The sequence below is a fragment of the Burkholderia reimsis genome (assembly GCF_003294055.1).
Lineage (GTDB): Bacteria > Pseudomonadota > Gammaproteobacteria > Burkholderiales > Burkholderiaceae > Burkholderia > Burkholderia cepacia.
Genome location: NZ_QMFZ01000046.1, coordinates 1 through 26,215, shown reverse-complemented (window position 1 = coordinate 26,215; position 26,215 = coordinate 1). Strand labels below are relative to the sequence as shown.

Annotated in this window: 23 protein-coding genes; 13 read left to right on the top strand and 10 right to left on the bottom strand. The window is 67.0% G+C overall.

Annotation, left to right across the window (positions count from 1 at the left end):
• Positions 1-12: 12 nt before the first annotated feature.
• From sfnG to DPV79_RS35375, 3 genes are all read left to right on the top strand, one after another.
• Positions 13-1,116: a dimethylsulfone monooxygenase SfnG gene (gene sfnG / locus DPV79_RS35385; protein WP_059491825.1), complete on the top strand. Its 1,104-nt coding sequence runs from the start codon at positions 13-15 to the stop codon at positions 1,114-1,116.
• A 174-nt stretch (positions 1,117-1,290) separates the two neighbouring features.
• Positions 1,291-2,520 carry an SfnB family sulfur acquisition oxidoreductase gene (locus DPV79_RS35380; RefSeq protein WP_165843609.1) on the top strand — a complete coding sequence of 410 codons (1,230 nt, stop codon included), beginning with the start codon at positions 1,291-1,293 and terminating at the stop codon, positions 2,518-2,520.
• A gap of 96 nt (positions 2,521-2,616) precedes the next feature.
• Positions 2,617-4,065 (top strand): APC family permease, encoded by a 1,449-nt coding sequence (locus DPV79_RS35375; RefSeq protein ID WP_113047584.1) that lies wholly within the window; start codon positions 2,617-2,619, stop codon positions 4,063-4,065.
• Between the two features lie 46 nt (positions 4,066-4,111).
• Here the strand turns inward: DPV79_RS35375 and DPV79_RS35370 are convergent, their stop codons facing one another.
• A complete protein-coding gene (locus tag DPV79_RS35370) occupies positions 4,112-5,455 on the bottom strand; it encodes an aminotransferase-like domain-containing protein (protein WP_113047583.1) in 1,344 nt (447 codons plus the stop codon).
• Between the two features lie 292 nt (positions 5,456-5,747).
• On the opposite strand from DPV79_RS35370, the gene DPV79_RS35365 reads away from it, so the two are divergent.
• The gene (locus DPV79_RS35365) at positions 5,748-6,533 is read left to right on the top strand and encodes a sulfite exporter TauE/SafE family protein (RefSeq protein WP_059814847.1); all 786 of its coding nucleotides are present in this window, start codon (positions 5,748-5,750) and stop codon (positions 6,531-6,533) included.
• 102 nt (positions 6,534-6,635) lie between these two features.
• Positions 6,636-7,967 (top strand): epoxide hydrolase family protein, encoded by a 1,332-nt coding sequence (locus DPV79_RS35360; RefSeq protein ID WP_113047582.1) that lies wholly within the window; start codon positions 6,636-6,638, stop codon positions 7,965-7,967.
• A gap of 30 nt (positions 7,968-7,997) precedes the next feature.
• Here the strand turns inward: DPV79_RS35360 and DPV79_RS35355 are convergent, their stop codons facing one another.
• Positions 7,998-8,645 carry a LysE family translocator gene (locus tag DPV79_RS35355; RefSeq protein WP_113047581.1) on the bottom strand — a complete coding sequence of 216 codons (648 nt, stop codon included), beginning with the start codon at positions 8,643-8,645 and terminating at the stop codon, positions 7,998-8,000.
• A 110-nt stretch (positions 8,646-8,755) separates the two neighbouring features.
• Between DPV79_RS35355 and DPV79_RS35350 the strand changes: the two genes are divergently transcribed.
• Positions 8,756-9,607, top strand: coding sequence for a LysR substrate-binding domain-containing protein (locus DPV79_RS35350; RefSeq protein WP_113047602.1), 852 nt, complete (start codon positions 8,756-8,758; stop codon positions 9,605-9,607).
• A gap of 28 nt (positions 9,608-9,635) precedes the next feature.
• On the opposite strand, the gene DPV79_RS35345 is transcribed toward DPV79_RS35350, so the two are convergent.
• Positions 9,636-10,526 (bottom strand): LysR substrate-binding domain-containing protein, encoded by an 891-nt coding sequence (locus tag DPV79_RS35345; RefSeq protein ID WP_059677838.1) that lies wholly within the window; start codon positions 10,524-10,526, stop codon positions 9,636-9,638.
• Positions 10,527-10,679: 153 nt separating this feature from the next.
• Between DPV79_RS35345 and ydiJ the strand changes: the two genes are divergently transcribed.
• Positions 10,680-13,739 (top strand): D-2-hydroxyglutarate dehydrogenase YdiJ, encoded by a 3,060-nt coding sequence (ydiJ, locus tag DPV79_RS35340; protein ID WP_113047580.1) that lies wholly within the window; start codon positions 10,680-10,682, stop codon positions 13,737-13,739.
• A gap of 97 nt (positions 13,740-13,836) precedes the next feature.
• Here ydiJ and DPV79_RS35335 read toward each other — a convergent pair whose 3' ends face one another.
• From DPV79_RS35335 to DPV79_RS35325, 3 genes are all read right to left on the bottom strand, one after another.
• Positions 13,837-14,139, bottom strand: a complete 303-nt coding sequence (locus tag DPV79_RS35335; protein ID WP_113047579.1) for an XRE family transcriptional regulator — start codon at positions 14,137-14,139, stop codon at positions 13,837-13,839.
• An 87-nt stretch (positions 14,140-14,226) separates the two neighbouring features.
• Positions 14,227-15,381, bottom strand: a complete 1,155-nt coding sequence (locus DPV79_RS35330; RefSeq protein ID WP_060064390.1) for a branched-chain amino acid ABC transporter substrate-binding protein — start codon at positions 15,379-15,381, stop codon at positions 14,227-14,229.
• A gap of 634 nt (positions 15,382-16,015) precedes the next feature.
• Positions 16,016-16,915 carry a DMT family transporter gene (locus DPV79_RS35325; protein WP_021160716.1) on the bottom strand — a complete coding sequence of 300 codons (900 nt, stop codon included), beginning with the start codon at positions 16,913-16,915 and terminating at the stop codon, positions 16,016-16,018.
• 57 nt (positions 16,916-16,972) lie between these two features.
• Here DPV79_RS35325 and DPV79_RS35320 point away from each other — a divergent pair, with 57 nt between their 5' ends.
• The 4 genes from DPV79_RS35320 (at position 16,973) to DPV79_RS35305 (ending at position 20,123) form a co-directional block, all read left to right on the top strand.
• Complete coding sequence (locus DPV79_RS35320) at positions 16,973-17,956, top strand: LysR substrate-binding domain-containing protein (RefSeq protein WP_113047578.1); 984 nt, start codon at positions 16,973-16,975, stop codon at positions 17,954-17,956.
• Positions 17,957-18,144: 188 nt separating this feature from the next.
• A complete protein-coding gene (locus tag DPV79_RS35315; RefSeq protein WP_021160714.1) occupies positions 18,145-18,813 on the top strand; it encodes a hypothetical protein in 669 nt (222 codons plus the stop codon).
• 112 nt (positions 18,814-18,925) lie between these two features.
• A complete protein-coding gene (locus DPV79_RS35310; RefSeq protein WP_060331573.1) occupies positions 18,926-19,381 on the top strand; it encodes a hypothetical protein in 456 nt (151 codons plus the stop codon).
• Positions 19,382-19,613: 232 nt separating this feature from the next.
• On the top strand, positions 19,614-20,123 hold the full coding sequence (locus tag DPV79_RS35305; RefSeq protein WP_113047601.1) for a hypothetical protein: 510 nt from the start codon (positions 19,614-19,616) through the stop codon (positions 20,121-20,123).
• A gap of 58 nt (positions 20,124-20,181) precedes the next feature.
• Here DPV79_RS35305 and DPV79_RS35300 read toward each other — a convergent pair whose 3' ends face one another.
• From DPV79_RS35300 to DPV79_RS35285, 4 genes are all read right to left on the bottom strand, one after another.
• Positions 20,182-21,345: an acyltransferase family protein gene (locus DPV79_RS35300; protein ID WP_208866762.1), complete on the bottom strand. Its 1,164-nt coding sequence runs from the start codon at positions 21,343-21,345 to the stop codon at positions 20,182-20,184.
• A gap of 153 nt (positions 21,346-21,498) precedes the next feature.
• A complete protein-coding gene (locus DPV79_RS35295; protein ID WP_059491831.1) occupies positions 21,499-22,143 on the bottom strand; it encodes a glutathione S-transferase family protein in 645 nt (214 codons plus the stop codon).
• Positions 22,144-22,269: 126 nt separating this feature from the next.
• Positions 22,270-23,442, bottom strand: a complete 1,173-nt coding sequence (locus tag DPV79_RS35290) for a porin (protein WP_021160709.1) — start codon at positions 23,440-23,442, stop codon at positions 22,270-22,272.
• A gap of 152 nt (positions 23,443-23,594) precedes the next feature.
• Positions 23,595-24,428 (bottom strand): helix-turn-helix transcriptional regulator, encoded by an 834-nt coding sequence (locus DPV79_RS35285; protein WP_059487810.1) that lies wholly within the window; start codon positions 24,426-24,428, stop codon positions 23,595-23,597.
• Between the two features lie 242 nt (positions 24,429-24,670).
• On the opposite strand from DPV79_RS35285, the gene DPV79_RS35280 reads away from it, so the two are divergent.
• A complete protein-coding gene (locus DPV79_RS35280; protein WP_113047576.1) occupies positions 24,671-25,792 on the top strand; it encodes a polyamine ABC transporter substrate-binding protein in 1,122 nt (373 codons plus the stop codon).
• Positions 25,793-25,803: 11 nt separating this feature from the next.
• On the top strand, positions 25,804-26,215 hold a 412-nt coding region (locus DPV79_RS35275; protein WP_113047600.1), incomplete at its 3' end, for an ABC transporter ATP-binding protein.

Sequence of the window (26,215 nt, the reverse complement as noted above, 5' to 3'; positions counted from 1 at the left end):
CAGGACACACTCATGAGCCATACCGACCCTTCCGCCGACGGCGTCAAGTTCGCCTACTGGGTACCGAACGTCAGCGGCGGCCTCGTCGTCAGCACGATCGAGCAACGCACCGACTGGAGCCTCGAATACAACCAGCAGCTCGCACGCACGGCCGAGGCGGCCGGCTTCGAGTACGCGCTGAGCCAGATCCGCTTCACGGCCGGCTACGGCGCCGAATACCAGCACGAGTCGGTGTCGTTCAGCCAGGCGCTGCTGCATGCGACGACGAAGCTCAAGGTACTCGCCGCGATCCTGCCGGGGCCGTGGCACCCGGCCGTGGTCGCGAAGCAGCTCGCGACGATCGACCACATCTCGAATGGACGCATCGCGATCAACGTCGTGAGCGGCTGGTTCAAGGGCGAATTCACCGCGATCGGCGAGCCGTGGCTCGAGCACGACGAACGCTACCGGCGCTCGAAGGAATTCATCCAGGCGCTGAAAGGCATCTGGACGCAGGACAACTTCACGTTCAAGGGTGATTTCTACCGCTTCAACGACTACACGCTGAGCCCGAAGCCGGTGCAGAAGCCGCATCCGGAGATCTTCCAGGGCGGCAGCTCGCGCGCGGCGCGCGACAACGCGGCGAGCGTGTCGGACTGGTATTTCACGAACGGCAATACGCCGGAGAACCTGAAGGCGCAGATCGACGACATCCGCGCGAAGGCGGCGGCGAACAACCATCGCGTGCGCATCGGCGTCAACGCGTTCGTGATCGCGCGCGATACGGAGGAAGAGGCGCAGGCTGTGCTCGACGACATCATCCGGCACGCGCACGTCGAGGCTGTGCACGCGTTCGGCGATGCGGTGAAGCAGGCCGGCAAGGCCTCGCCGGAGGGGGAGGGCAACTGGGCGAAATCGACGTTCGAGGATCTCGTGCAGTACAACGACGGCTTCCGCACGAACCTGATCGGTACACCGCAGCAGATCGCCGAACGGATCGTCGCGCTGAAGGCGATCGGCGTCGATCTCGTGCTCGCGGGGTTCCTGCATTTCATCGAGGAGGTCGAGTACTTCGGCCAGCGCGTGCTGCCGCTCGTGCGCGAACTCGAGGCGCGACGGCAGGCGGTTGCCGCGTGATGCGGGGGCCGGTGCGCGGCGGGCACGAACGCGTGCCGCGCGCCGGCCGATCGAAGGGGCGACACCGGCGGTTCTCGCGGGTCGACCCGGTTTGACGTTTCGGATATCGAAACAGGGGGGCGGCGGATGCTTCCCGGCGCCGCCGGCCGGTTCATGAGCTTTGCCGGAATCGACATGTCTACGGAAATCATCGAAGAAAACGTGCAACCGCAAGCGGGCGCCACGCCCGTTCCCGTCATCGGCTCGGATGCCGAGGCGCTCGACGTCGCGCGTCAGGTCGCGGCACGGCTGGCCGAGCATGCCGCGTTGCGCGACCGCGAGCGGAAGCTGCCGTTCGACGAGATCGAACTGTTCTCGTCGAGCGGGCTGTGGGGCATCACCGTGCCGCGCGAATACGGCGGCGCGGAGGTGTCGAACGTGACGCTCGCGGAAGTGATCGCGATCGTTTCAGAGGCGGACCCGTCGCTCGGCCAGATCCCGCAGAACCACTATTGCCTGATCGAGGACATCCGCCTCGAGGGCAGCGATGCGCAGAAGCGCTTCTTCTTCGATCTCGTCCTGAAGGGCACGCGCTACGGGAACGCGTTTTCCGAAGCCGGCGGCAAGAACGTGCTCGATATCCGGACGCGCGTGCATCGCGACGGCGACACGTTCGTGCTGAACGGCCGCAAGTTCTATTCGACCGGCACGCTGTTCGCGCACTGGATTCCGGTACTCGCGCTCGACGAGTCGGACCAGGCCGTGCTCGCCTTCGTGCGGCAGGGTGCGCCGGGGCTGACCGTCGTGGATGACTGGAGCGGCTTCGGGCAGCGCACGACCGCGAGCGGCACGGTGATCGTCGAGAACGTGCGCGTGAGCCCGTTCGAAATCTTCCACACGCAGCGTTCGTACGATCGCCCGACCTTCGCGGGCCCGTTCGCGCAGATAACGACCGCCGCGATCGACCTCGGGATCGCGCGCGCCGCGCTGCAGGACACGATCGCGTTCGTGCAGCAGCATGCGCGCCCGTGGATCGACAGCGGCGTCGAGCGCGCGAGCGAGGACCCGCTGACGGTCGCGCAGATCGGCGACATCGCGTACCGCGTGCACGCGGCCGAAGCGCTGCTCGCGCGCTCGGGCCGCTTCGTCGATGCGGCGAAGCGCGGGCCGGGCGAGGAAACGGTTGCGCAGGCCGCGATCGCGGTGGGCGAGGCGAAGATCGCGACGACCGAGGTGGCGCTGCTTGCCGCGAGCAAGCTGTTCGAGCTCGGCGGCAGCAAGTCGACGCTGGCGAAATACAACTTCGACCGCCACTGGCGCAACGCGCGCGTGCATACGCTGCACGACCCGGTGCGCTGGAAGTATCACGCGATCGGCAACTACTACCTCAACGGTGTGAAGCCCGCGCGCCATTCCTGGAACTGACCGGCTCGCGCCGGCCGCCGTCACCCCCTCACCCTCACCACTACCGCCGCGGACAGCACGCACGCGGCGCCGCTTCATTCCTGACGAGGTCAATCGATGAGTCATCCAGCAAGCCCCGCGCAGGCACTGCCCGCGCAGCATGCCGTACCGCCGGCGGGCGGCCTGCGGCGCAACTACCTGAGCCTGCCCGAACTGATTGCGCAGTCGATCGGCCTCGTCGGCGTGTCCGGCGGGATCGGCGTGCTGATCCCCGCCGTCTTTGCGACGGCCGGCAACGGTACGTGGCTCGCGTACCTGTTCGCGATCGTCGCGCTGCTGTTTGCGTCGTGGAGCATCTCGGTGTTCGCGCGCGATTCGGCGTCGCCGGGGGCGCTGTATGCATACGTGTCGGCCGGCATCGGGCCGGTCTGGGGAGCGATCTGCGGCTGGTCGCTGCTGATTGCCTATGCGGTGGCCGCCGCGGGCATCCTGCAGGGGACGATCAACACGTTTCTCGTGCTGGGCCGCGAGACCGGGCTGCTCGGCGGCGCGACGCCGCTCGGCGCCGTGCTCGGGCTCACGGTCGTCACCGCGTTCGCCGCGTGGTACATCGCGTTTCGCGACATCCGGCTGTCCACGCGTTTCACGCTGTTCGTCGAACTCGCGACGCTGTTGCTGATCGCCGTCGTCGTGATCGGGACGATCGCGTTCGGCGGGCATCCGGTCGATCGCGCGCAACTGACGCTCGAAGGCGTGAAGCCGACCCAGCTGCAGCTCGGGATGGTGCTCGCGTTCTTCAGCTTCACGGGGTTCGAGAGTGCAACCGTGCTCGGCGCGGAAGCGCGCGACCCGTTCCGCGCGATTCCGCGCGCGGTGCTGATCAGCGTCGTCGGGCCGGCGATCCTGTTGGTGATCGGCGCGTACGGGATGGTGAGCGCGTTTCATGGGCAGACGCCGCCGCTCGACCGGGTCGACGGCCCGCTCGCGGTGCTCGCGCATCGGCTCGGCGCCGGCTGGGTCGGCGTGCTGATCGACGCAGGCGTGGCGTTGAGCTTCTTCGCGGCGTTCTTTTCGTCGATCAATGCGGCGGCGCGGATCGTCTATACGTTCGGGCGGCAGGGCGTGCTGCATGCGTCGACGGGTCACGCACACGAGCGCAATGCGACGCCGCACGTCGCGGTGGCGCTGATCGCGGTGCTGGCGCTGGTCACCGCGCTGGTATTCACCGCGCGCGGCACCGCGCTACTCGACTCGTATGGCTATCTCAGCTCGATTGCCACGTATGGCTGGCTGCTTGCATACGTGCTGGTGGCGATCGGCGCGCCGCTCTATCTGCGCCGCCAGCGCCGGCTTCGCGCGCGGCATGTGGCGATCAGCGTCATTGCGGTCGTGCTGCTCGCGATTCCGCTGGCCGGCAGCGTGTATCCGGTGCCGGAGGGCGTGTATGCGTGGCTGCCTTATGTGTTCGTCGCGCTGCTGGCGATCGGGCTCGGGTGGTTCCTGGTGCTGCGCGTCCGGTTTCCGGAGAGGCTGCGCGAGCTGGAGGCCGAGTTGCTGACGAAGTGACGGGGCGCGCCGTCGGACTTCGACGCGCCGGTCGGCTGGACGGTGCTTATTCGGTCAAGTCGAAATCTTCCTCGCGGCCGTTCAGTATCGCGGTCAGTGTCCGCAGCCCGGCATCGAGCTGGTCCATGGTCGGCGCGGCCAGTGCGAGCCTTACCGCGTTCGGTGCATGGCCGGACGAGACGGCAAACGTGGTCGACGGCGTCAACCCGATGTCGCGCCGGGCCGCGGCCGCGACCAACGCCTGTGAGCGCCAGTGCGCCGGCAAGGTCAGCCACAGGTGGTAGCACTTGCCGTTGGTCCGGATATCGAAACCCGCGAGACGATCGATTGCCAGCGCCTGGCGCTCGCTCGCATCGATGCGCTTGAGTTGCGCGAGCTCGGCCACGGTGCCGTCGCGCATCAACCGCTGCGCGGCCGCGAATGCGAATCCCGAGGCGGTCCACCCGCCCGAGCGTACCGATGCCATGACGCTTTCGCGTAGCCGCGGCGGAGGCACGACGAATCCCAGGGTCATGCCGGGCGTGACCTTCTTGGACAGGCTGTCAATCACGATGCAGGCGTCCGGAGCGAGCGCGGCCAGTGGCGGTTCGTCGCCGAGGAAGCCGTACACGTTGTCCTCGATGACGGGAATGTCGAGCTTTTCGACCACGCGTAACAGTTCGGCGCGACGCGCGGTGCTCATCGTCATGCCCAGCGGGTTCTGGATGGCCGGCTGGATATAGATTGCCGACAGCCTGGCTTCACGGTGCGCCTTTTGCACTGCGTCGGGACGCACGCCGTCGTCGTCCATCGCCAGCGGTACCAGCGAGATGCCGAGTTTGGCGGCGATGCCCTTGATGAACGGGTAGGTCAGCGCTTCCACGCCGCAGCGCCCGCCTGTCGGAACGACCGCGGCCACGGCTGCGGCAATGCTTTGCCGCCCGTTGCCGGTAAACACGAGCTGGTCCGGCGACGGCGACCATGCCGGTTGCGACAGATAGGCGGCGGCTACGTTTCTGATGGCCGCGGTGCCGATACTGGTGGCCTCGCGCAGCGCGGCATCGAGTTCCGCCGGTCGGTGCAATCCGCTCAGGCTGCGTGCAATCAACGCCGTTTGATCGGGGACGCTCGGATAGTTGAACTCGAGATCGATCCGTACGCCACGCGGTTCCCCGGGCGCCGCCGCACCACGCCGCGTCTCGCCCGACACGAAGGTGCCGCGGCCGACTTCACCTACCACCAGCCCGCGTCGCAAGAGCTCCGTGTAGACCCGGCCCGCCGTCGATGCGGCGATTGCATGCTGGTCGGCGAAAAGACGCTGGGGAGGCAGGCGATCGCCGGGCGCCAGTGTGCCGTCGGCGATTTGCGCGGCAATCGCGTCGGCCAGTTGCAGATACTCGGATTTGGACATGGATTGCACCGATAACAATGATTATTGCACCGAGGTCAATATTCTTATTGCACTGAGATATACGGTGGTGCATTCTGATTTCGTCGAGTCGATTGTACCGGGGCTGCAACGCTTGTACGACTCGGGCGGCAGGCAGTGCACCTGACCGGCGCACTGCATCGTCCCGGCATACCCATTGGAGAGGCAGTATGCATGGAACACGTTCAACCCTGATCGCTCGCATGGCGGCGGCGCAGCTTCGAGCCGGCTCGCGGCAGCCCGCCGTGTGGCGTTCCGTGTCGGCGAGTCGGCCATGACGGCCGCACCGGTCGCGGTGGGGCTGCAACTGACGCTGACCACTATCCTGATCGCGTTCGCGGGCGTGTTCGTGATCGCGTTCATGCGCGGCGCGTTCGGCGGTGGATTCGCGATCATCGGCATACCGCTGCTGTCGCTCGTGATGGACCCGGTGACCGCCGGCGGTCTGCTCGCTCCGCTGTTCATCGCGATGGATCTGTTCGCGCTGCGGTACTGGAAGCCTTCGACATGGTCGAAGCCGGATCTCGTTCTGCTGCTGCCCGGGCTCGTGATGGGTATCGGATGCGGCTATCTGGCATTTCGGTTTCTCGACCATCGGGCCATCGAACTCCTGATGGCGGCGGTCACGCTGATATTCGTCGGCCTGTGGGTGGCCGGCGGCGCGCAGCTGACGGTCCGTCCGCGTTCGCGACCGAAGGCCGTGACCGCCGGTCTCGCGTCGGGCGTCACGACGATGGTCGCGCATTCGGGCGGGCCGCCGCTCGCGATGTACCTGCTACCGCTCGGTCTCGGCAAGGAGATGTACGCGGGAACGACGAGTCTTTTCTTTACCGTGGGCAACGCGCTCAAGGCGGTGCCCTGGATGCTGATCGTGCGGCCGACCATGAACGTCTGGGCATTGATGGCGGTCTGCCTGCTCGCCGTTCCGGCCGGCGTGGTATTGGGCTGGCGGCTGCACGGCAGGCTGGACCAGCGCCTGATCTATCGGATCTGCTACGGATTGCTGGCGGTGACCGCGCTGAAACTCTTCTGGGACGGCGTTTCCGGCTATCTCGCGTGAAGCGGGCGCACTGACGCCCGTTCCCGGTGCCGGTGCGAAGTCCTTGCGAATGACAGGTAATCAGTAGTGCAGATTTAGTTTACCTGACCAACAGGAGTGTGTATGTCGACTGATACTTCTTTGCGGACGCCGTCGCGGCGTCATTTCATGGGCGTAGCCGCGACCGCCGCGGTGGCAGGTTCATTGAGCCGCCTCACGTTTGCCGAAACCGAAACGAGCCGGGCCGTCGTGGGCGTTGCCCGACCGGCCGGCGGCGACGCGTCCGCCGTGCGCCCGCTGCGGGTGCATGCGCCGGACGTGCAACTTGCCGAGCTGCGGCGGCGGATCAACGCAACGCGCTGGCCCGAACGGGAAGCGGTCGCCGACGCATCACAGGGCGTGCCTCTCGCGACGATGCAGAAACTCGCGCGCTATTGGGCGACCGACTACGACTGGCGCAAGGTCGAAGCGACGCTGAACGCACTTCCGCAGTTTGTCACCCGGCTCGACGGGCTCGACATTCATTTCATCCACGTTCGCTCGAAACATCCGGATGCGTTGCCCGTCATCGTCACGCACGGATGGCCCGGCTCGATCATCGAGCAACTGAAGATCATCGGGCCGCTGACCGATCCGACGGCCTTTGGCGGCACGGCATCGGACGCGTTCGACGTGGTGATTCCATCGTTGCCGGGCTACGGGTTCTCGGGCAAGCCCGCTGCGACCGGCTGGGACCCCGTGCGCATTGCGCGCGCGTGGATCGTCCTGATGAAACGCCTCGGATACCGGCGTTACGTGGCGCAGGGTGGCGACTGGGGTAATGCCGTGACCGAGCAGATGGCGCTGATCGCGCCGCCGGAACTCGTCGCGATTCACACGAACATGCCGGCCACGGTGCCGGACGATATCGCGAAGGCACTCAAGTCCGGTGAGCCCGCGCCCGCCGGTTTGCCGCCGGACGAACGGCACGCGTACGAGCAGCTCGATCGTTTCTACAGGCACGGCCTCGGTTATGCGCAGGAAATGGCGAACCGCCCGCAGACGCTGTACGGCATCGAGGATTCACCGGTCGGGCTCGCCGCATGGATGCTTGACCACGACGCGAGCGGCCTCGCGCTCATCGCGCGCGTTTTCGATGGCCATACCGAGGGACTGACGCGCGACGACGTGCTCGACAACGTCACGCTCTACTGGCTGACCCGCACGGGCGTCTCGTCGGCGCGCCTGTACTGGGAGAGCAAGCTCGAATTCTTTGCGCCGAAGCATGTGACCATTCCGGTGGCCGTGAGCGTGTTTCCGGATGAAATTTACGCCGCGCCGAAGCGTTGGGCGCAGGCCGCATATCCGAAACTGATTCACTACAACCGGTTGCCCAGTGGCGGGCATTTCGCAGCCTGGGAGCAGCCGAATGCGCTGTCGGAAGAACTGCGTGCGAGCTTCCGGTCACTGCGCTGAACGCATTCGCCCGACCGTATGATTCGCGGATCACGCCACACCCGCCATCCTCGACGCATCGACCACCATCTGCACGCCGAGCCCGCCGAGGATGAGCCCCATCGCCCAGCGCTGGGCGAGCAGCAGCGTCGGGCGCCCGTGCAGGAACTTCGCGATGCTGCTGGAACAGATCGCCACCGTCCCGTTCGCGCAGGCGAATGCGGCGATCAGCAGCGAACCGAGAAACAGCGACTGGCCGAGCACGCTGCCGTTCCGGTAGTCGATGAACTGCGGCAGCAACGAAATGAACAGCATCGCGAGCTTCGGGTTCAGCACGCTGGTCGTCGCGCCCATCGCGAGCAGCCGCAGCGGCCGCTCGCTGGGCAACGCCCGCACCTCGAACGGCGAGCGGCCGCCGGGCCTGACGGCCTGCCATGCCAGATACAACAGGTACGCCGCACCGATCACGGCCAGCCCGCTGCCCGCATAGGGCACGCTCATGAACAGCGTGGTGATGCCGAACGCCGCGCCGAACATGTAGAACAGGTACCCGATCATCACGCCACCGAGTGAAATGAGCCCCGCCGTGCGGCCCTGCGCGATCGAGCGCGACATCACGTAGACCATGTTCGGCCCGGGCGTGACCGCGAGCATGCCGCCGATGACGAGAAACCCGTAGAGCGATCCGGACGTATGCATGTCTGACGATTCCTGCAACGAGTGAGTGCTGACGGGAATCATTGTCCGATCGTGGAGGCGAACAGTAAAACGGGATAAACTGAATCGATTGATCAGTTTTTCTGAATATGATGAAAAAGCTCGACCTCGATGTGCTCGCGATGGTGGTGGCCGTCGCCGAATCCGGATCGTTCGCTCAGGGCGCGCAGGCCGTGCACCGGTCGCCGTCGGCGGTGAGCATGCAGATCAAGGCGCTCGAAGACGCGCTCGGCAAGCCGCTCTTCATCCGCGACACGCGCAACGTGACGCCGACCGGCGAAGGCACGATGCTTGCCGAATACGGCCGCCGGATGCTGGCGATGCGCGACGAGGCCTGGGCGTCGGTCGTGCGCCCGGAGATTCGCGGCCGCGTGACGATCGGCGTGCCCGATGACTACATTTCGTCGCTGCTGCCGCAGGTGCTCGGCAAGTTCGCCGCGATGCATCCGCGCGTGGAAGTGCGCGTGATCGGCCAGCCGAGCAGCGCACTCGTGCCGATGCTGAAGGACAACACGGTCGACCTCGCGTGCCTCACGCGGATCAAGGGCGTGACCGGCGAGCTGATCCGGCTCGAACCGCTCGTGTGGGCCGGGTCGCCGAAGCGCAACGTGTGGGAGGAGCGGCCGCTGCCGGTGGCCTTTTTCACGCACGGCGGCAGCATGGCGCGCGATCACGCGGTCAAGGCGCTGAACCGGCGGAAGATCCCGTACCGGATGTCGTACGAGAGCCCGAGCCACCTCGGCCTCCTCAGCATGGTGGAGGCCGGGCTCGCGGTCGCGCCGCTGGCGCGCTGCTGCATTCCCGATCATCTCGTGCAGCTGTCGGAAAGCCACGGGCTGCCGCCGCTGGGCGAACTCGAGGTCGTGCTCGCGCGCAGCGCGCAGTCCGCGCGCCCGCCCTGCGACTACCTGGCCGAGCAGATTCTCGGCGAATGGCGTACCTGAACGCGGGCAGCCCGCCGGCGGCCGTGTTTCAGCACGACTTCAGCAGCCATTCGCGGAACGCGACGAGCGACGGCAGCGTCTCGTTCCCCGGCGGATAGACGAGGTAGTAGCTGCGCTGGCTGGTGATCGCGTCGCCGATCGACACGAGTTCGTTGCGGCCCAGCTCGTCTTCCACCAGCACCTTCGGCACCAGCCCGATCCCCATCCCGGCCCGCACGGCCTGGATCAGGTGCGACGTCAGCTCGAAGCTCGGGCCGATGCGCATCTGCCGATGGTCGAGCCGATAGTGCGAAAACCACTCGGCCCACGCCTGCTGGTTGCTCGTCACGCCGAGCAGCGTCTGTTTCGCGGCCCACGCCGGCGAACGCGCGTCGGCCTTGCGGCGGCTGCCGGGGTCCGGCGGCGCGATCGCGATCAGGAACTCGTTGTACAACCGGTGCGCGTGCAGGCCCGGCCAGTCGCCCGCGCCGACGGTGATGGCCGCATCGAGGTCGTCGTTGAGGAAATCGATGGTGCCGATCCGCGAATGGAGGTGCACGGTCACGCCCGGATGCGCGGTGTAGAAGTCGTGCAGGTGCGGCAACAGCCATTTCGAGCCGAACGTCGGCAAGGTGGCGAGCCGCAGCGTGCCGGCGCCCGCCTGGTGGGACATCGCCTGCAGCGTCGCGCCGCGGATGCGCCCCAGTGCGCCGCTCAGCTCGGCGAAGTAGCGGCGCCCGACCTCGGTCAGCTTCACGGAGCGGCCCTCGCGCCGGAACAGCGGCACGCCGAGTTGATCCTCGAGCGTCTGGACTTGCCGGCTGATCGCGCTCTGGCTCAGCGACAGCTCCTCGGCCGCGCGCGTGTAGCTTTCATGCCGCGCGGCGGCCTCGAACACGAGCAGCAGCGACATGGACGGGGTGAGGCGACGGTAATTCATGAGTTTTATGCAATATTTGCCGGGCGAGAATTCGTTTGTTTCTCGCGGAAATTCCAAAGATACTGGAATTCCCGGTCGCGCGGAAACTTGCCAAAAAATCATGTTTCGGAGCGCGCGAACCGGCCGGCTCCACCCACACTGCGCTTTTGCCCCATGTCGATCGCCTCGTTGCCCCGTCCCGCCAGCCCGCCCGCGAATGCGTACCGTGACTTTCTCGCCGCGCTGCGGGCCGCCGGATTCGCCGGGGAGATCCGCGCGGACCATGCGAACCGGACGGTGCAGGCCACCGACAACTCGATCTACCAGCGCCTGCCGCAAGCGGTGATCTGCCCCGCGCATGCCGACGACGTCCAGCTGCTGGCACGGCTGCTCGCCGAGCCCGCGCATCGCGACGTCGCGGTGGCCGCGCGCGGCGGCGGCACGGGCACCAACGGGCAGTCGTTGACCGACGGCGTGGTCGTCGACCTGTCGCGGAACATGAACCGGATCCTCGAAATCGACGTCGAGCGCCGCTGGGTGCGCGTGCAGGCGGGCGTCGTCAAGGATCAGCTCAATGCGGCGCTGAAGCCGCACGGGCTGTTTTTCGCGCCGGAACTGTCGACGTCGAACCGCGCGACCGTCGGCGGGATGATCAACACCGACGCGAGCGGGCAGGGCAGCTGCACGTACGGCAAGACGCGCGATCACGTGCTCGAACTGGATTTCGTGCTGATGGGCGGCGAGCGGCTGCACAGCGACGCACTCGATGACGAAGAACTGGAGCGCCGCTGCGCGCAACAGGACCGCATCGGCAAGGTGTACCGCACCGCGCGACGCATCAGCGACGACAAGGCCGCGCTGATCGAAGCGAAGTTTCCGAAGCTCAACCGCTGCCTGACCGGCTACGACCTCGCGCACCTGCGCGAACCCGACGGCCGCTTCAACCTGAACAGCGTGCTGTGCGGCGCCGAAGGTTCGCTCGGCTTCGTCGTCGAGGCGAAGCTCAACGTGCTGCCGATCCCGAAGTATTCGGTGCTGGTCAACGTGCGCTACGCGGGTTTCATGGATGCGCTGCGTGACGCGCGCGCACTGCTCGCGCACGAGCCGCTGTCGATCGAGACGGTCGACTCGAAGGTGCTGATGCTCGCGATGAAGGACTTCGTGTGGAGCAGTGTGGCCGAGTATTTCCCGCAGGACGACGCACGTCCGACGCTCGGCATCAACCTGATCGAATTCAGCGGCGACGACGCGGACGACGTCGACGCACGCGTGCGCGCATTCGTCGACCATCTGCGCACCGATGCCAGCGTGGAGCGCCTGGGCCACACGCTTGCGGCCGGCGACGACGCGGTGAAGCGCGTGTATGCGATGCGCAAGCGCGCGGTCGGCCTGCTCGGCAACGTGCAGGGCGAGGCCCGCCCGCAGCCGTTCGTCGAGGACACCGCGGTGCCGCCCGAGAACCTCGCCGCATACATCGCCGAATTCCGCGCGCTGCTCGACGGCCACGGGCTGCAATACGGGATGTTCGGCCACGTCGACGCGGGCGTACTGCACGTGCGCCCGGCGCTCGACATGAAGGACCCGAAGCAGGCGGCGCTGGTGCGGCCCGTGTCGGATGCGGTGGCCGAGCTCACGCAGCGCCACGGCGGCCTGCTGTGGGGCGAGCACGGCAAGGGCGTGCGCTCCGAATATGCGCCGGCGTTCTTCGGCGAGCTGTATCCGTCGCTGCAGCAGCTGAAGGCCGCGTTCGATCCGCACAACCAGTTCAATCCGGGCAAGATCGCGACGCCGCCGGATCACACGATGCGGCTGCTGAAGATCGACGAAGTGCCGACGCGCGGCGACCACGACCGGCAGATCGACGAGCGCGTGTGGCAGAGCTACGGCACGGCGATGCACTGCAACGGCAACGGCGCGTGCTACAACTTCGATCCGGACGACGCGATGTGCCCGTCGTGGAAGGCGACGCGCGAACGCGTGCAGTCGCCGAAGGGGCGTGCGTCGCTGATGCGCGAATGGCTGCGCCTGCAAGGGCAGGCCGGCGTCGACGTCGTCGCGGCCGCGCGCGTCCGGCAGCCGTTCCTGCGCGGCCTGGCCGCGCGCTGGCGCAACAGCCGCGCGGCGCGCAACGGCGAGGCCGATTTCTCGCACGAGGTGTACGACGCAATGGCCGGCTGCCTCGCGTGCAAATCGTGCGCCGGGCAGTGCCCGGTCAAGGTCAACGTGCCCGAATTCCGCTCGCGGTTTCTCGAGCTGTATCACCAGCGCTACCTGCGGCCGTTACGCGACTACCTGATCGGCTCGCTCGAATTCACGATGCCGTGGATGGCGCGCGTGCCCGCGCTGTACAACGGGCTGATGCGCGCCGGCTGGGTGCGCACGCTGCTCGAGCGGCACGTCGGCATGGTCGACAGCCCGCTCCTGAGCCGCTTCGATCTCGCCGCCGTGATCCGCGAATGGCGCGTGGAGCCGGCCGACCCGCGGGCGCTCGCCGCGCTGAGCGACGCGCAGCGCGCACGCAGCGTCGTCATCGTGCAGGACACGTTCACGCGCTATTTCGATACCGAGCAGCTGGCGACGCTGATCGAGCTGGCGGCGCGCACGGGTTTTCAGGTGTGGCTCGCGCCGCTCGCGCCGAACGGCAAGGCGCTGCACGTGCAAGGTTTTTTGCGCGCGTTCGAGAAGGCGGCGATCCGCAATGCCGGGCAGCTGGCGGCGCTGGCGCGCTCGGGTGTCGCGCTGGTCGGCCTCGATCCGGCGATGACGCTCACGTATCGGCAGGAATACCTGAAGGTGACGGGGCTCGCCGATGTGCCGAAGGTGGCGCTGCCGCAGGAATGGTTGCTGCAGGCGCTGCCGGAAGCGGACGCGGGCGGCGTGCCGCGCGTCGCCGGTTCGTACCGGTTGCTGCCGCACTGCACCGAGAAGACCAATGCGCCCGACAGCGGCAAGCAATGGGCACAGGTGTTCGCACGACGCGGGTTGCGCTTGCAGGTGCAGGCAACCGGGTGCTGCGGGATGTCGGGCACCTACGGGCACGAAGCGCGCAATCTCGAGACGTCGAAGACGATCTATGCGCAGTCGTGGGCGGCGCACGTCGATGCAGCGGATGGGGAAGGCGAGGCGCTGGCGACCGGCTATTCATGCCGCAGCCAGGTGAAGCGGATGTCTTCGAAGCAGGTGCGCCATCCGTTGCAGGCGCTGCTCGATCACGTGCGGGCGGCGGGAGGATGATCGGGCGTCGCATGGCGCGGTGCCCGTGAGACGACTTCCGTTCCGGCATCGAGCGGCAAGCGGCAAGCGTTGAGCCGCTGTCGACGCATGCCCGCGCTCAGGCGTCGGTCTTCGTCGTTTTTCTGGAACGCGGCTTGTCCGCCGCAGGAAATACGCCGCCGCCGCGCGGCCGTTTCGGTTCGATCCGCATCTGCCGGATCACGCGCCGGAAATCGATCTCGTGCGCGGCCAGCGTGCCGATCAGTTTCGCGATGACCGCGAGGTGGGACGGGACGGTGCCCTTGCTCGAATAGTTCGTGATCGAACTTTCGTTCATCCGGATCAGGTGGGCGAACTCGCGCGCCGTCAGCTGTGCCTTCCTCAACTCCTGTTGGAATTCCGCATACGCCATTGCGCACATGATGCTTCGTCTCCGTGAATCAGAAATCGGCCCGCGCGGCGCCGGTGCCGACGAGTGGCGTTCCCGTCGTGCCGGCGCCGCGGCGGGTTACATCTTCACCTGGTCGAGGAAGGTCTTCTTGCCGCTCTTGTAGCCGTAGATCGAGATGATCCCGTGCGTCAGGTCGCCCTTCGCATCGAAGGTCGTCGTGCCGATCACGCCGTCGTACTTCGTCGCCGGCATCGCCGCGAGGATCTTCGCCGGATCGGTCGAGTTCGCGCGCTTCATCGCGTCCACAGCGATGTAGACCGCGTCATACGCGAACGGCGCATCGAACTTGATGCCCTGGTTGAAGCGCTTCTGGTACTTCGCGAGGAAGTCCGCGCCGCCCGGCATCTTCTCGAGCGCGGCGCCCGCCTGCGAGCACAGCACGTTGTCGGCCGCCGGGCCGGCCAGCTCGGCCAGCGAGTCGGTGCACACGCCGTCGCCGGACAGGATCTTCGCGCGCAGGCCGAGCTGCTTCGCCTGCTTCGCGAGCGGGCCGCCGGTGGCGTCCATGCCGCCGTACATGATCGCGTCCGGGTTCTCGCCCTTGACCTTCGTCAGGATCGCGCGGAAGTCGACGGCCTTGTCGTTGGTCGCGTCGTGCGACAGCACCTTCAGGCCGAGCGCCTTCGCCTTCTTCTCGAACTCGTTCGCGAGGCCCTGGCCGTACGCGGTCGAATCGTCGATCACCGCGACGCTCTTCACGCCCTTCGCCTGCGCGTAGCTCGCGAGCGCCGGGCCTTGCTGCGCGTCGGTCGCGACCACGCGGTACGTCGTCTTGAAGCCTTGCTGCGTGTAGGTCGGGTTCGTGGCCGACGGCGAGATCTGCACGATGCCCGCGTCGCTGTAGATCTTCGACGCCGGGATCGACGTGCCCGAGTTCAGGTGGCCGATCACGGCGACGACCTTGTCGTCGACGAGCTTCTGCGCAACCTGCGTGGCCTGCCGCGGGTCGGCCGCGTCATCCTGCGCATCGAGCTGCAGCGTGATCTTCTTGCCGCCGATCGTCAGGCCCTTCGCGTTGATTTCCTCGACCGCGAGGCGCGCACCGTTCTCGTTGTCCTTGCCGAGGTGCGAGATGCCGCCCGTCGTCGGTTCGACGCTGCCGATCTTGACGACCTGGTCGGCCATCGCGCCCGACGCGGCCGCGAATGCGGCGGCAGCCAGTGCGACGGTGACCAGGGGTTTGCAGCGCATGCCGACAGTGCTTCGTTCCATCTGCCATCTCCGATTTGAATGATCGTTCTATTGGACGTCTCGACCGTCCGACGGCGAGGCCGGGGCGATCGGACGAGTCTCCATACCCATCATGGGCTTCACTTGCATCGCGTCCTGCCCGTCGGCGTGATGCCCGGATGAGCGGGCCGGGGCCTGACGGCGTGCAATTCGTATGAATATATATGAAGCCGATTTTGCGCGCTGCAGCGAATCGCGCCACGGGGCGGGCGCGGCAAGGCCTGCGCCCGAAATCCGGAGGCGCCGGACGCCGGAAATCGTGCGCCGCGGCACGCGATGGATTGCGATTCGCTGTCGACGGCCTTACGGCCGCATCCATTATTCGGCCGATGGCCGGGGCGAAGCCATGGACACTGATGCGCGGTCAATCCGGAACTGTTCGGTCGATTTGTCTGCACAGTTTGGACGGTTGTAAACGCGCATCCGGTTGAGCTGCCGGGTTTCATCGGGATCGATGCCCCTATTGATGCAACTAACGGTCAAGCCCGGGCGGCGCTGGCGAACTGGCGCGAGTCGACAGTCCGCGCCATCCGATCGGCTTAGCAGGTGCCGGGGTTCATCCGACCGGTGCGTTTGACGAGCGTCGGGCTGACTGTGGCCCGATGCGGCGTTGCGCCTAAGCGCGTCCGCGCAACGCCACGAAGATCACGCCGGCGATCGCCAGCAGGCCGCCGCACACCGTCTCGATCCCGGGCCGCTCGCCCGTCAGGACCATCGACAGGGCCGTCGCGACCGCCGGCGTCAGATAGAGGAAGTTGGCGGCGCGCGCCGCGCCGAAGTAGCCGAGTGCGAAGGTCCAGGTCGCGTAGCCCAGCGCGGCCGGGAAGATGCCGAGCATCAGGACGGCCAGCGTCGTGTCGCGCGACCCGCTGCCCAGTGCCCCGAGCGCGCCGGGCAGCCATGGCGCGAGCAGCAGCGCGCCGGCCAGCAGCGTGTAAGCGGTGCAGGCCAGCGCGCCGTATACCGGAATCAGCCGCCGCTGCAGCACGAAATAGCTGGCCGAACACAGGGCCGCGCCGAGAATCAGCGTGCTGCCCGCGCCGAGGACGAGGCCGCCCGGTTGCCCGCGCGCGATCACCGCGATGCCGGCGAGGCTGACGAGCGAGCCGAGCCAGCCCCAGCGATTGAAGCGCTCGCCGAGAAACACGGCGGCCAGCAGGGCCGTGAAGATCGGCAGGGTGTTCACGATGAAGCTCGCCGCGCCGGCCGACACGGTCTGCTCGCCGGTATTGAGCAGCGCGTTGTACAGCGCGATGCCGAGAAAGCCGCACAGCAGGAAGCGCAGCGCATCGCTCCGGGTCGGCACGCGCGGCCGCCGCGCCACCAGCCACGCGACGATCAGCACGGCCGCGGTGGCGAAGCGCGCCGCCGCGAGCTGAAGCGGGGTCAGGCCATGCAGGCCGATCCGGATGAACGGGAAAGCGGACGCCCACGAAACGATCGTGAAGGCGACCGCGCCGGCCGCGACCAGCGGCTGCCGCGCAGTGCGCGACGACGGTGTGGAGAGTGTGTTCATGCGGTGATGATGCGGCGTCGCGAGATGTTAAGCTAGCGCACAGATCAGCATCCAGATATGAAGATGATTCACAGCTCGAGCCGGCGGCCGGCCGGCGCTTCAGCCCGCGCGAAGCGTGGCGCGGCGTTGCCCGCCGCCGCGCCGGCGCCGGCTTCGCGGCCGCCGCTCGCGAGCCTGGAGACGGTGTGCACGGTCGCGCGCGAGGGTTCGTTCCTGGCCGCCGCCGACGTCTCCGGCGTGACGCACGGCGCGATCAGCCGGCGGGTGGCCGCCGTTGAAAACTGGCTCGGCCTGAAGTTGTTCGAACGTCATGCGCGCGGCGTGCGCCTGACGCCGGACGGGCAGCGCTTCGTCGGCCGGATCGAACAGGCGTTCGCGATCATCGACAGTGCGGCCGACCAGTGGCGTTCGCCGCGCGCGCCGCGACTGGTCAGGATGAGCGTGGTGCCGGCGTTCGCGCAGCTGTGGCTGTTCGAGCGGCAGCATGCGCTCGAGAGCGAGGCACCCGCGTTGCAGATCGAACTCGGCATCGATCTTCGCAACGTGGATATCGCCGGCGGCGAAGCGGACCTGTCGGTCCGGTACGGGCGCGGCAACTGGCGCCAGCTCGAAACCCGTGCGTTCATGCCGGAGCGGCTCTATCCGGTCGCGCATCCGCGGCTCGCCGCGCAACTGGCTGCGGAGCGCCGCCGGCGCGGCGATGCCGCGTTGCTCGACATGCCGTTGCTGCACGATTCCGATGTGACCGGCTGGCGCACGTGGTTCGATGCGTTGGGCGTGCCGTTCAAGCCGCGCGTGCAGGACCGCCGGTTCGAGGATTACAACCTCGTGCTGGCCGCGGCCGAGGCCGGGCTCGGCGTGGCGCTGGCGCGCGTACCGCTTGCCGACGCCTATCTCAAGCGCAGCGAACTCGTGCGCGTGAGCCGCCACGAGGTCGATTCGGTGCTCCGGTATTACTTCGTGCACGCGAAGGGGGAGAATCGGCCTGAGGTGCTGGCGTTGATGGAGCGGATGCGGGCGGCGGTGGCGGCCGGCAACTGAGCGAAATGGAAATGGTCGTGGCGACCCGCCGCGGCGGGCCGGCTGGTGCGAAGGACGCGGTGTGCGATTCGAGGCACTAGGCCGGCGCCGCCGGATCGACGACAATGCGTCCGCGAAAAACGATGAGGTGGAGAGATGAACGAAAATCGGAAATGTATGCATCCGTGCGGGTGCAAGCGAGGTCAACAATGAACAGGCCGGACAAATCGTCGAAAGCGCGTGCAGCGCTCGACCAGCTTTTTTCGGGCATGGCGCCCGCGGACGAGACGCGCGCGTCGCGTCCCGGCAACCCGTTCGAAGCGAACGCAAACGAGGCATCCGCCGGCACGGGCGTGCGCGGCGGGATCGAAGTCACGCTGTCGACCCGGATTCAGCTGCGCGGTTATCCGAATGCGGACGCATTCATGAAGCGCATGGCCGAAGCGTGGGGGCTGGATTGGGGGATGTACGACAGCGTCAAGGCCATCGCGACGCTGCCCGCCGGATGGCGAGCGCGCCGGCTTCCGGAAGTCACGCAGATCGTCGACGGGCACGACGTGCTGCGCGCGGAGAGCAGCCTGCAGGGCGGCGAGATGTCGTACCTGAAAGTGCATCCGCGGTACTACATCGACGCACGCAAGGGGTTCGGCTGGGGCAAGTCGTCGAAGGCGTCCGACGATCCGGATCTCGACGGCCCCGACTGGAACTGCTTCGTGGTCGATCGCGAGAAGTCCGTCGAAGTGCATGAATTGACGACCTCGTCGCTGAAAGCCGACATGGACAACGCACGGGCGACCTTGCTGAAATGGCTGGACGAAAACTATCCGAAGCATCGCGATCCGTTCGCTTACTGGACGGATTGCGAACGGGCGTCGTGATGTTGCGTGGCTGCCCGGTTCGGCATCGCGGGCACATGCTGCCCGGCCGGCGCCGGAGCGGAGGCGGCACACGCTGCTTCGATTCCTCGGCCGGTTGCGCCGGGGGCGCCAGTTGAAACGCGCCAGTGTCGTCCCGATTCTCTGGGCGGCGTTCGCCGCGGCGGTCGGCTCGACCGTCGTCGAGCTGCTGCTCTGGCCGATCGCCGGCGATGATGCCATCGGGAACCTGCTGCGCGACGCACGCCTCACGGCCGCCATCGTGATGGGGCGCCGCGTGCTCGACGCTTCCGCCGGCTTCGATCCGCTGGTCATGGCGGTGGCGACCTTCGTGCATCTGGTGCTGTCGCTGGTCTATGCGGCCGTGCTGGCGAAAACGATTCGCACCCTGTCGCTCGCGGCCGCGCTACTCGCAGGCGGCGCGTTCGGCCTCATCCTGTACGGCGTCAACCTGTACGCCTTCACAGCGATCTTCCCGTGGTTCGTTCCGGTCCGTGGTGCGATCACGCTGGTGGCCCATCTGGTATTCGGGATCAGCGCGGCGGCGGCCTGCCGCTTCGCGAGGCGCTAGGCCGGCGCCAGCCGCCAGCCGCGGCATCGACTGTCGAAGGTTCCCGCGTCGGTCAATCGCACCAGACCCCTGGAATAAGCACGCGCGCCGCATCGTTCAGCAGGCAGGAGACCTTGTACGAAGCGGCGGCGCGTTACCGCCGCGTGGTGAATCGTGCGTGAGCAATCCGATGTGTCGGGCGCCGTCAGCGGCGCCACGCGATCGAGTGGTCGGGGGCAATCAGGAGCCGATCATGTGCAACTTGTTTCGAGCCGGGATAGGTATCGTCTGTCTCGGCTGTTCCGCGGCGGTCTTCGCGCAAACGTACGACGATCTGGCGGACGACACGGCCAACTGCCGTGCAGTCGTCGCGCGAGCGAACATCGACGGCACGGACCAGCAAATCGTGGGGCGTGCGTGCCTGCAGGACGACGGCACATGGCAGTTCGTGCAGAGTCCCGATGGTAGTGTTTTATGGTATCCGGCGGTGGACTACCCGTATGCCGACCTGGGGTACTGGGGGCCGCCGCTTTTCATCGGCGCGGGCGTGAGCTTCGTCTTCATCGATCGTTTCCACCACTTCCACCATTTCCACCATTTCGATCCGGTCGTTCACGTCGACGGGATCGAACATCGCCGCTTCGGCGTGCCGATCGGTGCAGGTTTTCACCATGGCGCGTTCCCGGTCGGCGCGCGTCGCGAATTCGGCGGAATGCATGCGTTCGGCGGCATGGGCGGGGCGGGGGGCATGCGGCGACATTAGGCGCGCATTTCCGGCTTGATCGTGCGCCTTCTTCCTGCTGCGCCAGGCATCGGTGCGCTTACAGGATCGACGCGAGTCTCGGCACGCGGAGCAGGAGGCCGGCAATCAGGTAGCACGTGACGCAGGCGACGCCGCCGGTCACGGCGAATTTCAGGAACGGCGACGCCGGCACGGTTCGCCATACGAGGGCGATACCCACCAGCACCGGGGGATGGATGATGTAGATCGTGTACGCGCGCCGGGACAGCGACCGCCATGCGCCCGTCAGTCGATCGAAGCGCCGCTGGAAACGGCTGGCAAGAAACAGGCTCGTTCCCCACGCGACCAGCGGCTCCCAGAATGCGTAGATCACGTCCTGCGGGCGGCCGCGCAATGCAGGAACGTGCTTGGCGAGCAGGTAAGCGACCGGCAGGACAGGGAGTGCCAGCAGTGCGATGCGCCACCACAGTCTGACCTGCCGTGCCGGCAGGTGCTCGATCCAGTGCACGCGCGCGGTCCGGCACCCGGCTGCGTACAACACGACGTAACTCGCGAAGTAGCCGAGCTGCAGCCCCCATACGTTGGTACCTACCGGCCATCGCGACCGCAGCGCGAGTGCCGCGATACCCGTGAGCAACGCCGCGGCGGCCAACGTCCTGTCGGACGGAAAGGGGTTGCGGGCGGGGCGGTTCGTATCGCGCGCCACGGTGCGCCGGCAGGCGATGTGCCAGAGTGCTGCGGCTGCGCTGAACATCAGCAGCGCCTCGGCGAACCACATCGGGCCGTTCTCGAACGTGCCTTTGCGCCACAGGCGGCCCAGCGTATCCGCGAACGGGTGGCCTGCGCCCGATTGCGCCAGGGCGATCGTTGCCGGGCCGATCACGAAGCCGTACACCAGCAGAGGCAGGCCGAGCCTGATGAACCGGTCGGCGAGGAAACGGGCGGCGCCCTTGCGATCGATGGACGGCGACGTGTAATAACCGGCCAGGAAAAAGAACAGGCCCATGAAAAAGGCCTGGTTGATCGCGCAGAAGAGCGTCAGCAGTGCGGATTCCACGGACGGCCCGGCAGCCACCTCGTGGTAGTACCACCCGCCGAGCGCGCCGTATGTGATCGCGCAGTGGTGAAAGACCACCAGCAACGTCAGGCACGCGCGCAACGCGTCGAGGCCGGCGTTTCGATGGACGGCTGCCGCCGTGTCCTGCTGAAAAGCGAAGTCGACCGGGACGTCCTGAGCGCTCATCACGTTGCCTGCGTGGTTGGTCAGCGATGACCCGCCTGGCGACGATCCTGGTCGCGACGACGCATGCAAATCCGGCGGGCGTACAGGTCGGCACCCTACACCGTTGTTCTTACAACCATCCAACAAGCCGCCTGCCGTTGGCGTGGCGCACGCTCAGTCGAGCTTGCCGCGCAGGTCGTCGAACGGAATCATCACGTGCGTGCGATACGCGGGCCGCGCTTTCAGCCGTTCGTACCATGCTTGCACGTGCGGCAGGTCCGGCCGGGCGATGTCGAGCTCGAAATAGCGATACAGATGCGTGCCGGCCGCGATGTCGGCGAGCGTGAGCGTGTCGCCCGCGAGAAACGGTTGCCCGGCCAGCACCGCATCGAGCGTGCGGAAGTATTGCGCGCACTGCGCGATGCTTTGCTCGACGCGCGCCGTGTCGCGCTGCTCGGGCGGCGTCCGGTAGAAGCCCCGGAACACGCCGTTCAGGAACGTCGGCTGCAGCGTGGTTTGCGACCAGTCCATCCAGCGGTCGGCGCGCGACTGTTCGGCCGGATCGTCGTGCCAGAAACCGGGGCGCCCGTAACGCGCGGCGAGGTAGCGCAGGATGCTGTGCGATTCCCAGACGACCGTGCCGCCGTCGTCGATCACGGGCACGCGCCCGTGCGGGTTCATCGCGAGAAAACCGGGCGTGTCGAGCACGCCGAACTGCCCGCCGGCCGGCACGTGCCGATGCTCGAGCGCGAGCTCGTCGACGAGCCACATCACCTTCTGGACGTTGAATGCATTGCGGCGCCCCCATACGGTCAGCATGCCGGCCTCCTTGTGTCGTGCGGAACGTGAACGCGGACAGTGTAAACGCCGCAGGCGCGCACCGCGGTGCGCGCCTGCCGGTTGTCGTCCGTCGTCCGTCGCTGTCGTCGCCTGGCGGCGATGCGATCAGAACTTGTGGCGAATCCCGACGATCGCGAGTTCCTGCGTATCGGTGCCGGAGTTCACGCCGTACGAGCCGACCGACGCGGCGGCCTTCACGACCGCGCCGTTCGCGTTGAGCGTGTTGCCGCTCGCCTTCTGGTAGCCGAACAGCGCATACAGGTCGGTGCGCTTCGACAGCGCGTAGTCCGCGCCGAGGTTGACCTGGTTGTAGTGCGCGGAAGACGGGCCCGTCAGCGACGTGTAGTTGTAGCCGACACCCGCGCGCAGCGCCGGCGAGAACTGCCAGTTGAAGAACGCGGAGCCGTTGTTGAACTTCGCGTTCTGGCTGAACGCCGACAGCGTGTCCGCGCCGTACTGCGTATTCGAATACGCGAGGCCGAAGGTGGCGGGCCCGGCCACGTACTGGCCGGCCACACGCACGATCTGGATCGACTTCGCGCTCGAGAAGCCCTGGTTGATCACGGTGTTGAACAGCGTGTCCGAGCTGCTCGACCACGTGCGCACGCCGTTCGCGACCGAGGAGCCGCCGTTCGCGTAGAAGAAGCCGGCGCCGAGCGACAGCGGGCCGTTCGCGTAGCTTGCGCCGAAGCTGTACGTGCGGCCGCTGCCGGTGGCGCCCGCGACGCCGCCGAAGCCGTACAGGCCCTCGAACTGGAAGCCCGAGATCAGCGGGCTCGTGTATTTCACCGAGTTGCTGACGCGCAGGCTGTTGTCGTAGTTGTCGAGGTCGCCCGGCGTCGCGAACACGCCGCCGAAGTAGTTGTCCTGAGTAAGGCCCTGCACGAGGTCGACGACCGGATCGTACTGGCGGCCGAGCGTGACGGTACCGTACGTGCTGCTTGCGAGGCCGACGACGGCCTTGCGGCCGAATTCGCGGCTGCCCTGGCCGAGTGCGCCCGTGCCGATGTTGAAGCCGTTCTCGAGCTGGAACAGCGCGGCCAGGCCGCCGCCGAGATCCTCGGTGCCGCGCAGCCCCCAGCGGCTGCCGGACAGGTTGCCGCTGCTGAACTTGACGAGGCTCGACGCATTGCTGCCGTTCGCGTTCTGGGCATTGTGCACGTAGGCGATGCCCGCATCGGCGATGCCGTACAGCGTGACGCTGCTTTGCGCGTGGGCGCCGGCGGCGAAGAGCGCGGCCGGCAGCGCGAGCAGTGCGAATGAACGGACTGGTTTCATTGTTGGATTCCCCCGTTGGTCGATTGGTCTGACGAGTCGGTGAACGATACGGACAGCGCATCGTCGAGGGAACCAATAAATTGTCGGATCGTTATGAGGCGGCGCGGAGATGGATGCGCGCGCAACCGGCCGGCGGCCGGTGCGTGGGGACGTTATGCGTCGTGCCGCCGCGACGCGTTTTTCAGCACGAGCGTCATCAGTTGCCGGCGCGAATCGACGCCGAGCTTTGCGAAGGCGCGCTTCGCGTACGTGTCGACGGTGGACGTCTTGAGCCCCATCGATTGCGCGATGGCCGCCGAGGTCATGCCCTGGATGAACGATGCGCATACGTGCATCTCGCGCGCGGTCAGGCGTTCGTGCCATTCCGGCAGCCATTGCGCGACGAGGTCGGGATCGAGCTCGTCGCGCGGCGCGTCGTCCGCGGAGATCGCGCCGAGCAGGCGCTTGTGCGTGGACGCCAGCGGCAACACGACCTGTGAAAGCTGCTTCAGCAGGCTCAGTTCCTTCAGCGAAAACGGCGGCAGCCGCCGCGAGCGCGCGATCGAGATCGAATAGCGCGTGCCGCCCGTCACGCCCGCGATCACGCATTCGTCGTGAATGTCGCCGGCGTCGAAGAACAGATGCCGGAGTTCGCTCGCCACGCGCTGCGCGGATACCTGCAGCAGCTGCACGTCGTTTTCGGTTTCGATCGCCGCGTACGTTGCATCCTCGCTCGCGTAGCTGCGGTAGTAGTGGCGCATGACCTGCGCGATCAGCTCGGGCTCGCGGCCGAAGCTGCCGATCCAGCCGACGTTGCGCCGGCCCGACGACGGGCCGCGCTCGTAGTCGAGATGCACGGCGTCGAAATCGACGTAGCGCACGAGCGTGTCGTAGACGGCGCGCATGAACCGCGGCGTCCCGACGGCCTGGGCGATGTCGCCCAGCGTTTCGGTCACGAACGCAACGTGGCTCAGCGGGAGATCGGGGGCGGGCAGCGCAGCGTTCATGACGTCGGGTGTCGAGGAATTTCCGGTGGCGCTACAGGTATCACGAATATTTTCGACTGCCTACACGGGAATCTACCCAAACGGGGCCGGTCGACGTCGCCGTTTGTCCCGGTTTTCAGGACTGACGCTGCCGGCCGCGATCTCTACATTGCCTCTTGTGCCGAACACCGCCTGACGGCGTTGACGCGAATCCCGACCCGGACCGGGCGCAACGGCCGATCGCCATCACAAGGAGAATCCCCATGCGTATCCGTATCCGTCGTCAACCGGCGTTGCGCGTCGCGCTCGTCACGTCTTCGGCGCTGGCCTGCGCGGCCAGCCTGCCCGCCCATGCCGGCGATGCCAACCTGAACGTGTACAACTGGTCGGAGTACGTCGCGAAGGACACGGTGCCCACTTTCGAGAAGCAGTCGGGCATCAAGGTGCGCTACGACAGCTACGACAGCGACGATACGCTGCAGACCAAGCTGCTCGCGGGCAGCTCGGGCTACGACATCGTCGTGCCGACGTCGAACTATCTCGCGCAGCAGATCCAGGCCGGCGTGTACCAGAAGCTCGACAAGTCGAAGCTGCCGAATCTCGCGAACCTCGACCCGGTGCTGATGAAGATGGTCGCGAAGGCCGACCCGGGCAACCAGTACGGCGTGCCATGGGCGTGGGGCACGACGGGTATCGGCTACAACGTCGAGGCAGTCAGGAAGCGGCTCGGCGACAACGCGCCGACCGACAGCTGGGCGCTGCTGTTCGACCCGGCCAACGCGGCGAAGCTGAAGGGCTGCGGCATTTCGCTGCTCGACGCGCCGGACGCCGCGTTCGCGGCGGCACTGCAGTACCTGGGCAAGGACCCCGAGAGCAAGAACCCGGCCGACTACCAGGCGGCCTACGACGTGCTGAAGAAGATCCGCCCGTACGTGACGCAGTTCAGCTCGGCCGGCTACGCGGACGACCTGGCGAACAACGATGTCTGCGTCGTGCTCGGCTGGTCGGGCGACGTCGGCGTCGCGCGGCGGCGCACGCTGGACGCGAAGCGCTCGTACGAAATCCGCTACGTGAATCCGAAGGAAGGCGGCCTGCTGTGGTTCGACGTGATGGCGATCCCGAAGGATGCGCCGCATCCGGAAGCCGCGCTGAAGTGGATCAACTACATCGAGGAGCCGAAGACCAACGCGGCGATCACGAACGAGATCTTCTACCCGAGCGCCAACAAGGCCGCGCGCGCATTCGTGACACCGGTGATCGCGCAGGACCCGAGCGTCTACCTGTCCGATGCCACGATCGCGAAGACGTCGCTCGCGATGCCGCGAAGCGCCGACATCGCACGGATGCAGAACCGGCTGTGGCTGCAGCTGAAGTCGGGCGGTTGAGGGAGGCGACGATGATCCATACGCTCCCTGCCGCGTCGGTGGCGGCCGGCATGTGCCGCGATGCGGACGCCTTCGTGCGCATCGAAAACGTCGTGAAGAAATTCGGCGACAGCACGGCCGTCGACAACGTGAACCTGACGATCGCGAAGAACGAGCTGTTCGCGCTGCTCGGCAGCTCCGGCTGCGGCAAGTCGACGTTGCTGCGCGTGCTCGCCGGGCTGGAAACGGCCACCTCCGGCAAGATCTTCGTCGACGGCGAGGACCTCGCGTCGCTGCCGCCGTATCGCCGCCCGGTGAACATGATGTTCCAGTCGTACGCGCTGTTCCCGCACATGACGGTCGAATCGAACGTCGCGTTCGGCCTGAAGCAGGAAGGCACGCCGAAGAACGAGATCCGGGAACGCGTGGCCGACGCGCTCGCGC

Coding starts and splice junctions, on each gene's coding strand:
- sfnG (WP_059491825.1), top strand. CDS start 13: ATGAGCCATACCGACCCTTCCGCCGACGGCGTCAAGTTCGCCTACTGG.
- DPV79_RS35380 (WP_165843609.1), top strand. CDS start 1,291: ATGTCTACGGAAATCATCGAAGAAAACGTGCAACCGCAAGCGGGCGCC.
- DPV79_RS35375 (WP_113047584.1), top strand. CDS start 2,617: ATGAGTCATCCAGCAAGCCCCGCGCAGGCACTGCCCGCGCAGCATGCC.
- DPV79_RS35370 (WP_113047583.1), bottom strand. CDS start 5,455: ATGTCCAAATCCGAGTATCTGCAACTGGCCGACGCGATTGCCGCGCAA.
- DPV79_RS35365 (WP_059814847.1), top strand. CDS start 5,748: ATGACGGCCGCACCGGTCGCGGTGGGGCTGCAACTGACGCTGACCACT.
- DPV79_RS35360 (WP_113047582.1), top strand. CDS start 6,636: ATGTCGACTGATACTTCTTTGCGGACGCCGTCGCGGCGTCATTTCATG.
- DPV79_RS35355 (WP_113047581.1), bottom strand. CDS start 8,645: ATGCATACGTCCGGATCGCTCTACGGGTTTCTCGTCATCGGCGGCATG.
- DPV79_RS35350 (WP_113047602.1), top strand. CDS start 8,756: ATGAAAAAGCTCGACCTCGATGTGCTCGCGATGGTGGTGGCCGTCGCC.
- DPV79_RS35345 (WP_059677838.1), bottom strand. CDS start 10,526: ATGAATTACCGTCGCCTCACCCCGTCCATGTCGCTGCTGCTCGTGTTC.
- ydiJ (WP_113047580.1), top strand. CDS start 10,680: ATGTCGATCGCCTCGTTGCCCCGTCCCGCCAGCCCGCCCGCGAATGCG.
- DPV79_RS35335 (WP_113047579.1), bottom strand. CDS start 14,139: ATGTGCGCAATGGCGTATGCGGAATTCCAACAGGAGTTGAGGAAGGCA.
- DPV79_RS35330 (WP_060064390.1), bottom strand. CDS start 15,381: ATGGAACGAAGCACTGTCGGCATGCGCTGCAAACCCCTGGTCACCGTC.
- DPV79_RS35325 (WP_021160716.1), bottom strand. CDS start 16,915: ATGAACACACTCTCCACACCGTCGTCGCGCACTGCGCGGCAGCCGCTG.
- DPV79_RS35320 (WP_113047578.1), top strand. CDS start 16,973: ATGAAGATGATTCACAGCTCGAGCCGGCGGCCGGCCGGCGCTTCAGCC.
- DPV79_RS35315 (WP_021160714.1), top strand. CDS start 18,145: ATGAACAGGCCGGACAAATCGTCGAAAGCGCGTGCAGCGCTCGACCAG.
- DPV79_RS35305 (WP_113047601.1), top strand. CDS start 19,614: ATGTGCAACTTGTTTCGAGCCGGGATAGGTATCGTCTGTCTCGGCTGT.
- DPV79_RS35300 (WP_208866762.1), bottom strand. CDS start 21,345: ATGAGCGCTCAGGACGTCCCGGTCGACTTCGCTTTTCAGCAGGACACG.
- DPV79_RS35295 (WP_059491831.1), bottom strand. CDS start 22,143: ATGCTGACCGTATGGGGGCGCCGCAATGCATTCAACGTCCAGAAGGTG.
- DPV79_RS35290 (WP_021160709.1), bottom strand. CDS start 23,442: ATGAAACCAGTCCGTTCATTCGCACTGCTCGCGCTGCCGGCCGCGCTC.
- DPV79_RS35285 (WP_059487810.1), bottom strand. CDS start 24,428: ATGAACGCTGCGCTGCCCGCCCCCGATCTCCCGCTGAGCCACGTTGCG.
- DPV79_RS35280 (WP_113047576.1), top strand. CDS start 24,671: ATGCGTATCCGTATCCGTCGTCAACCGGCGTTGCGCGTCGCGCTCGTC.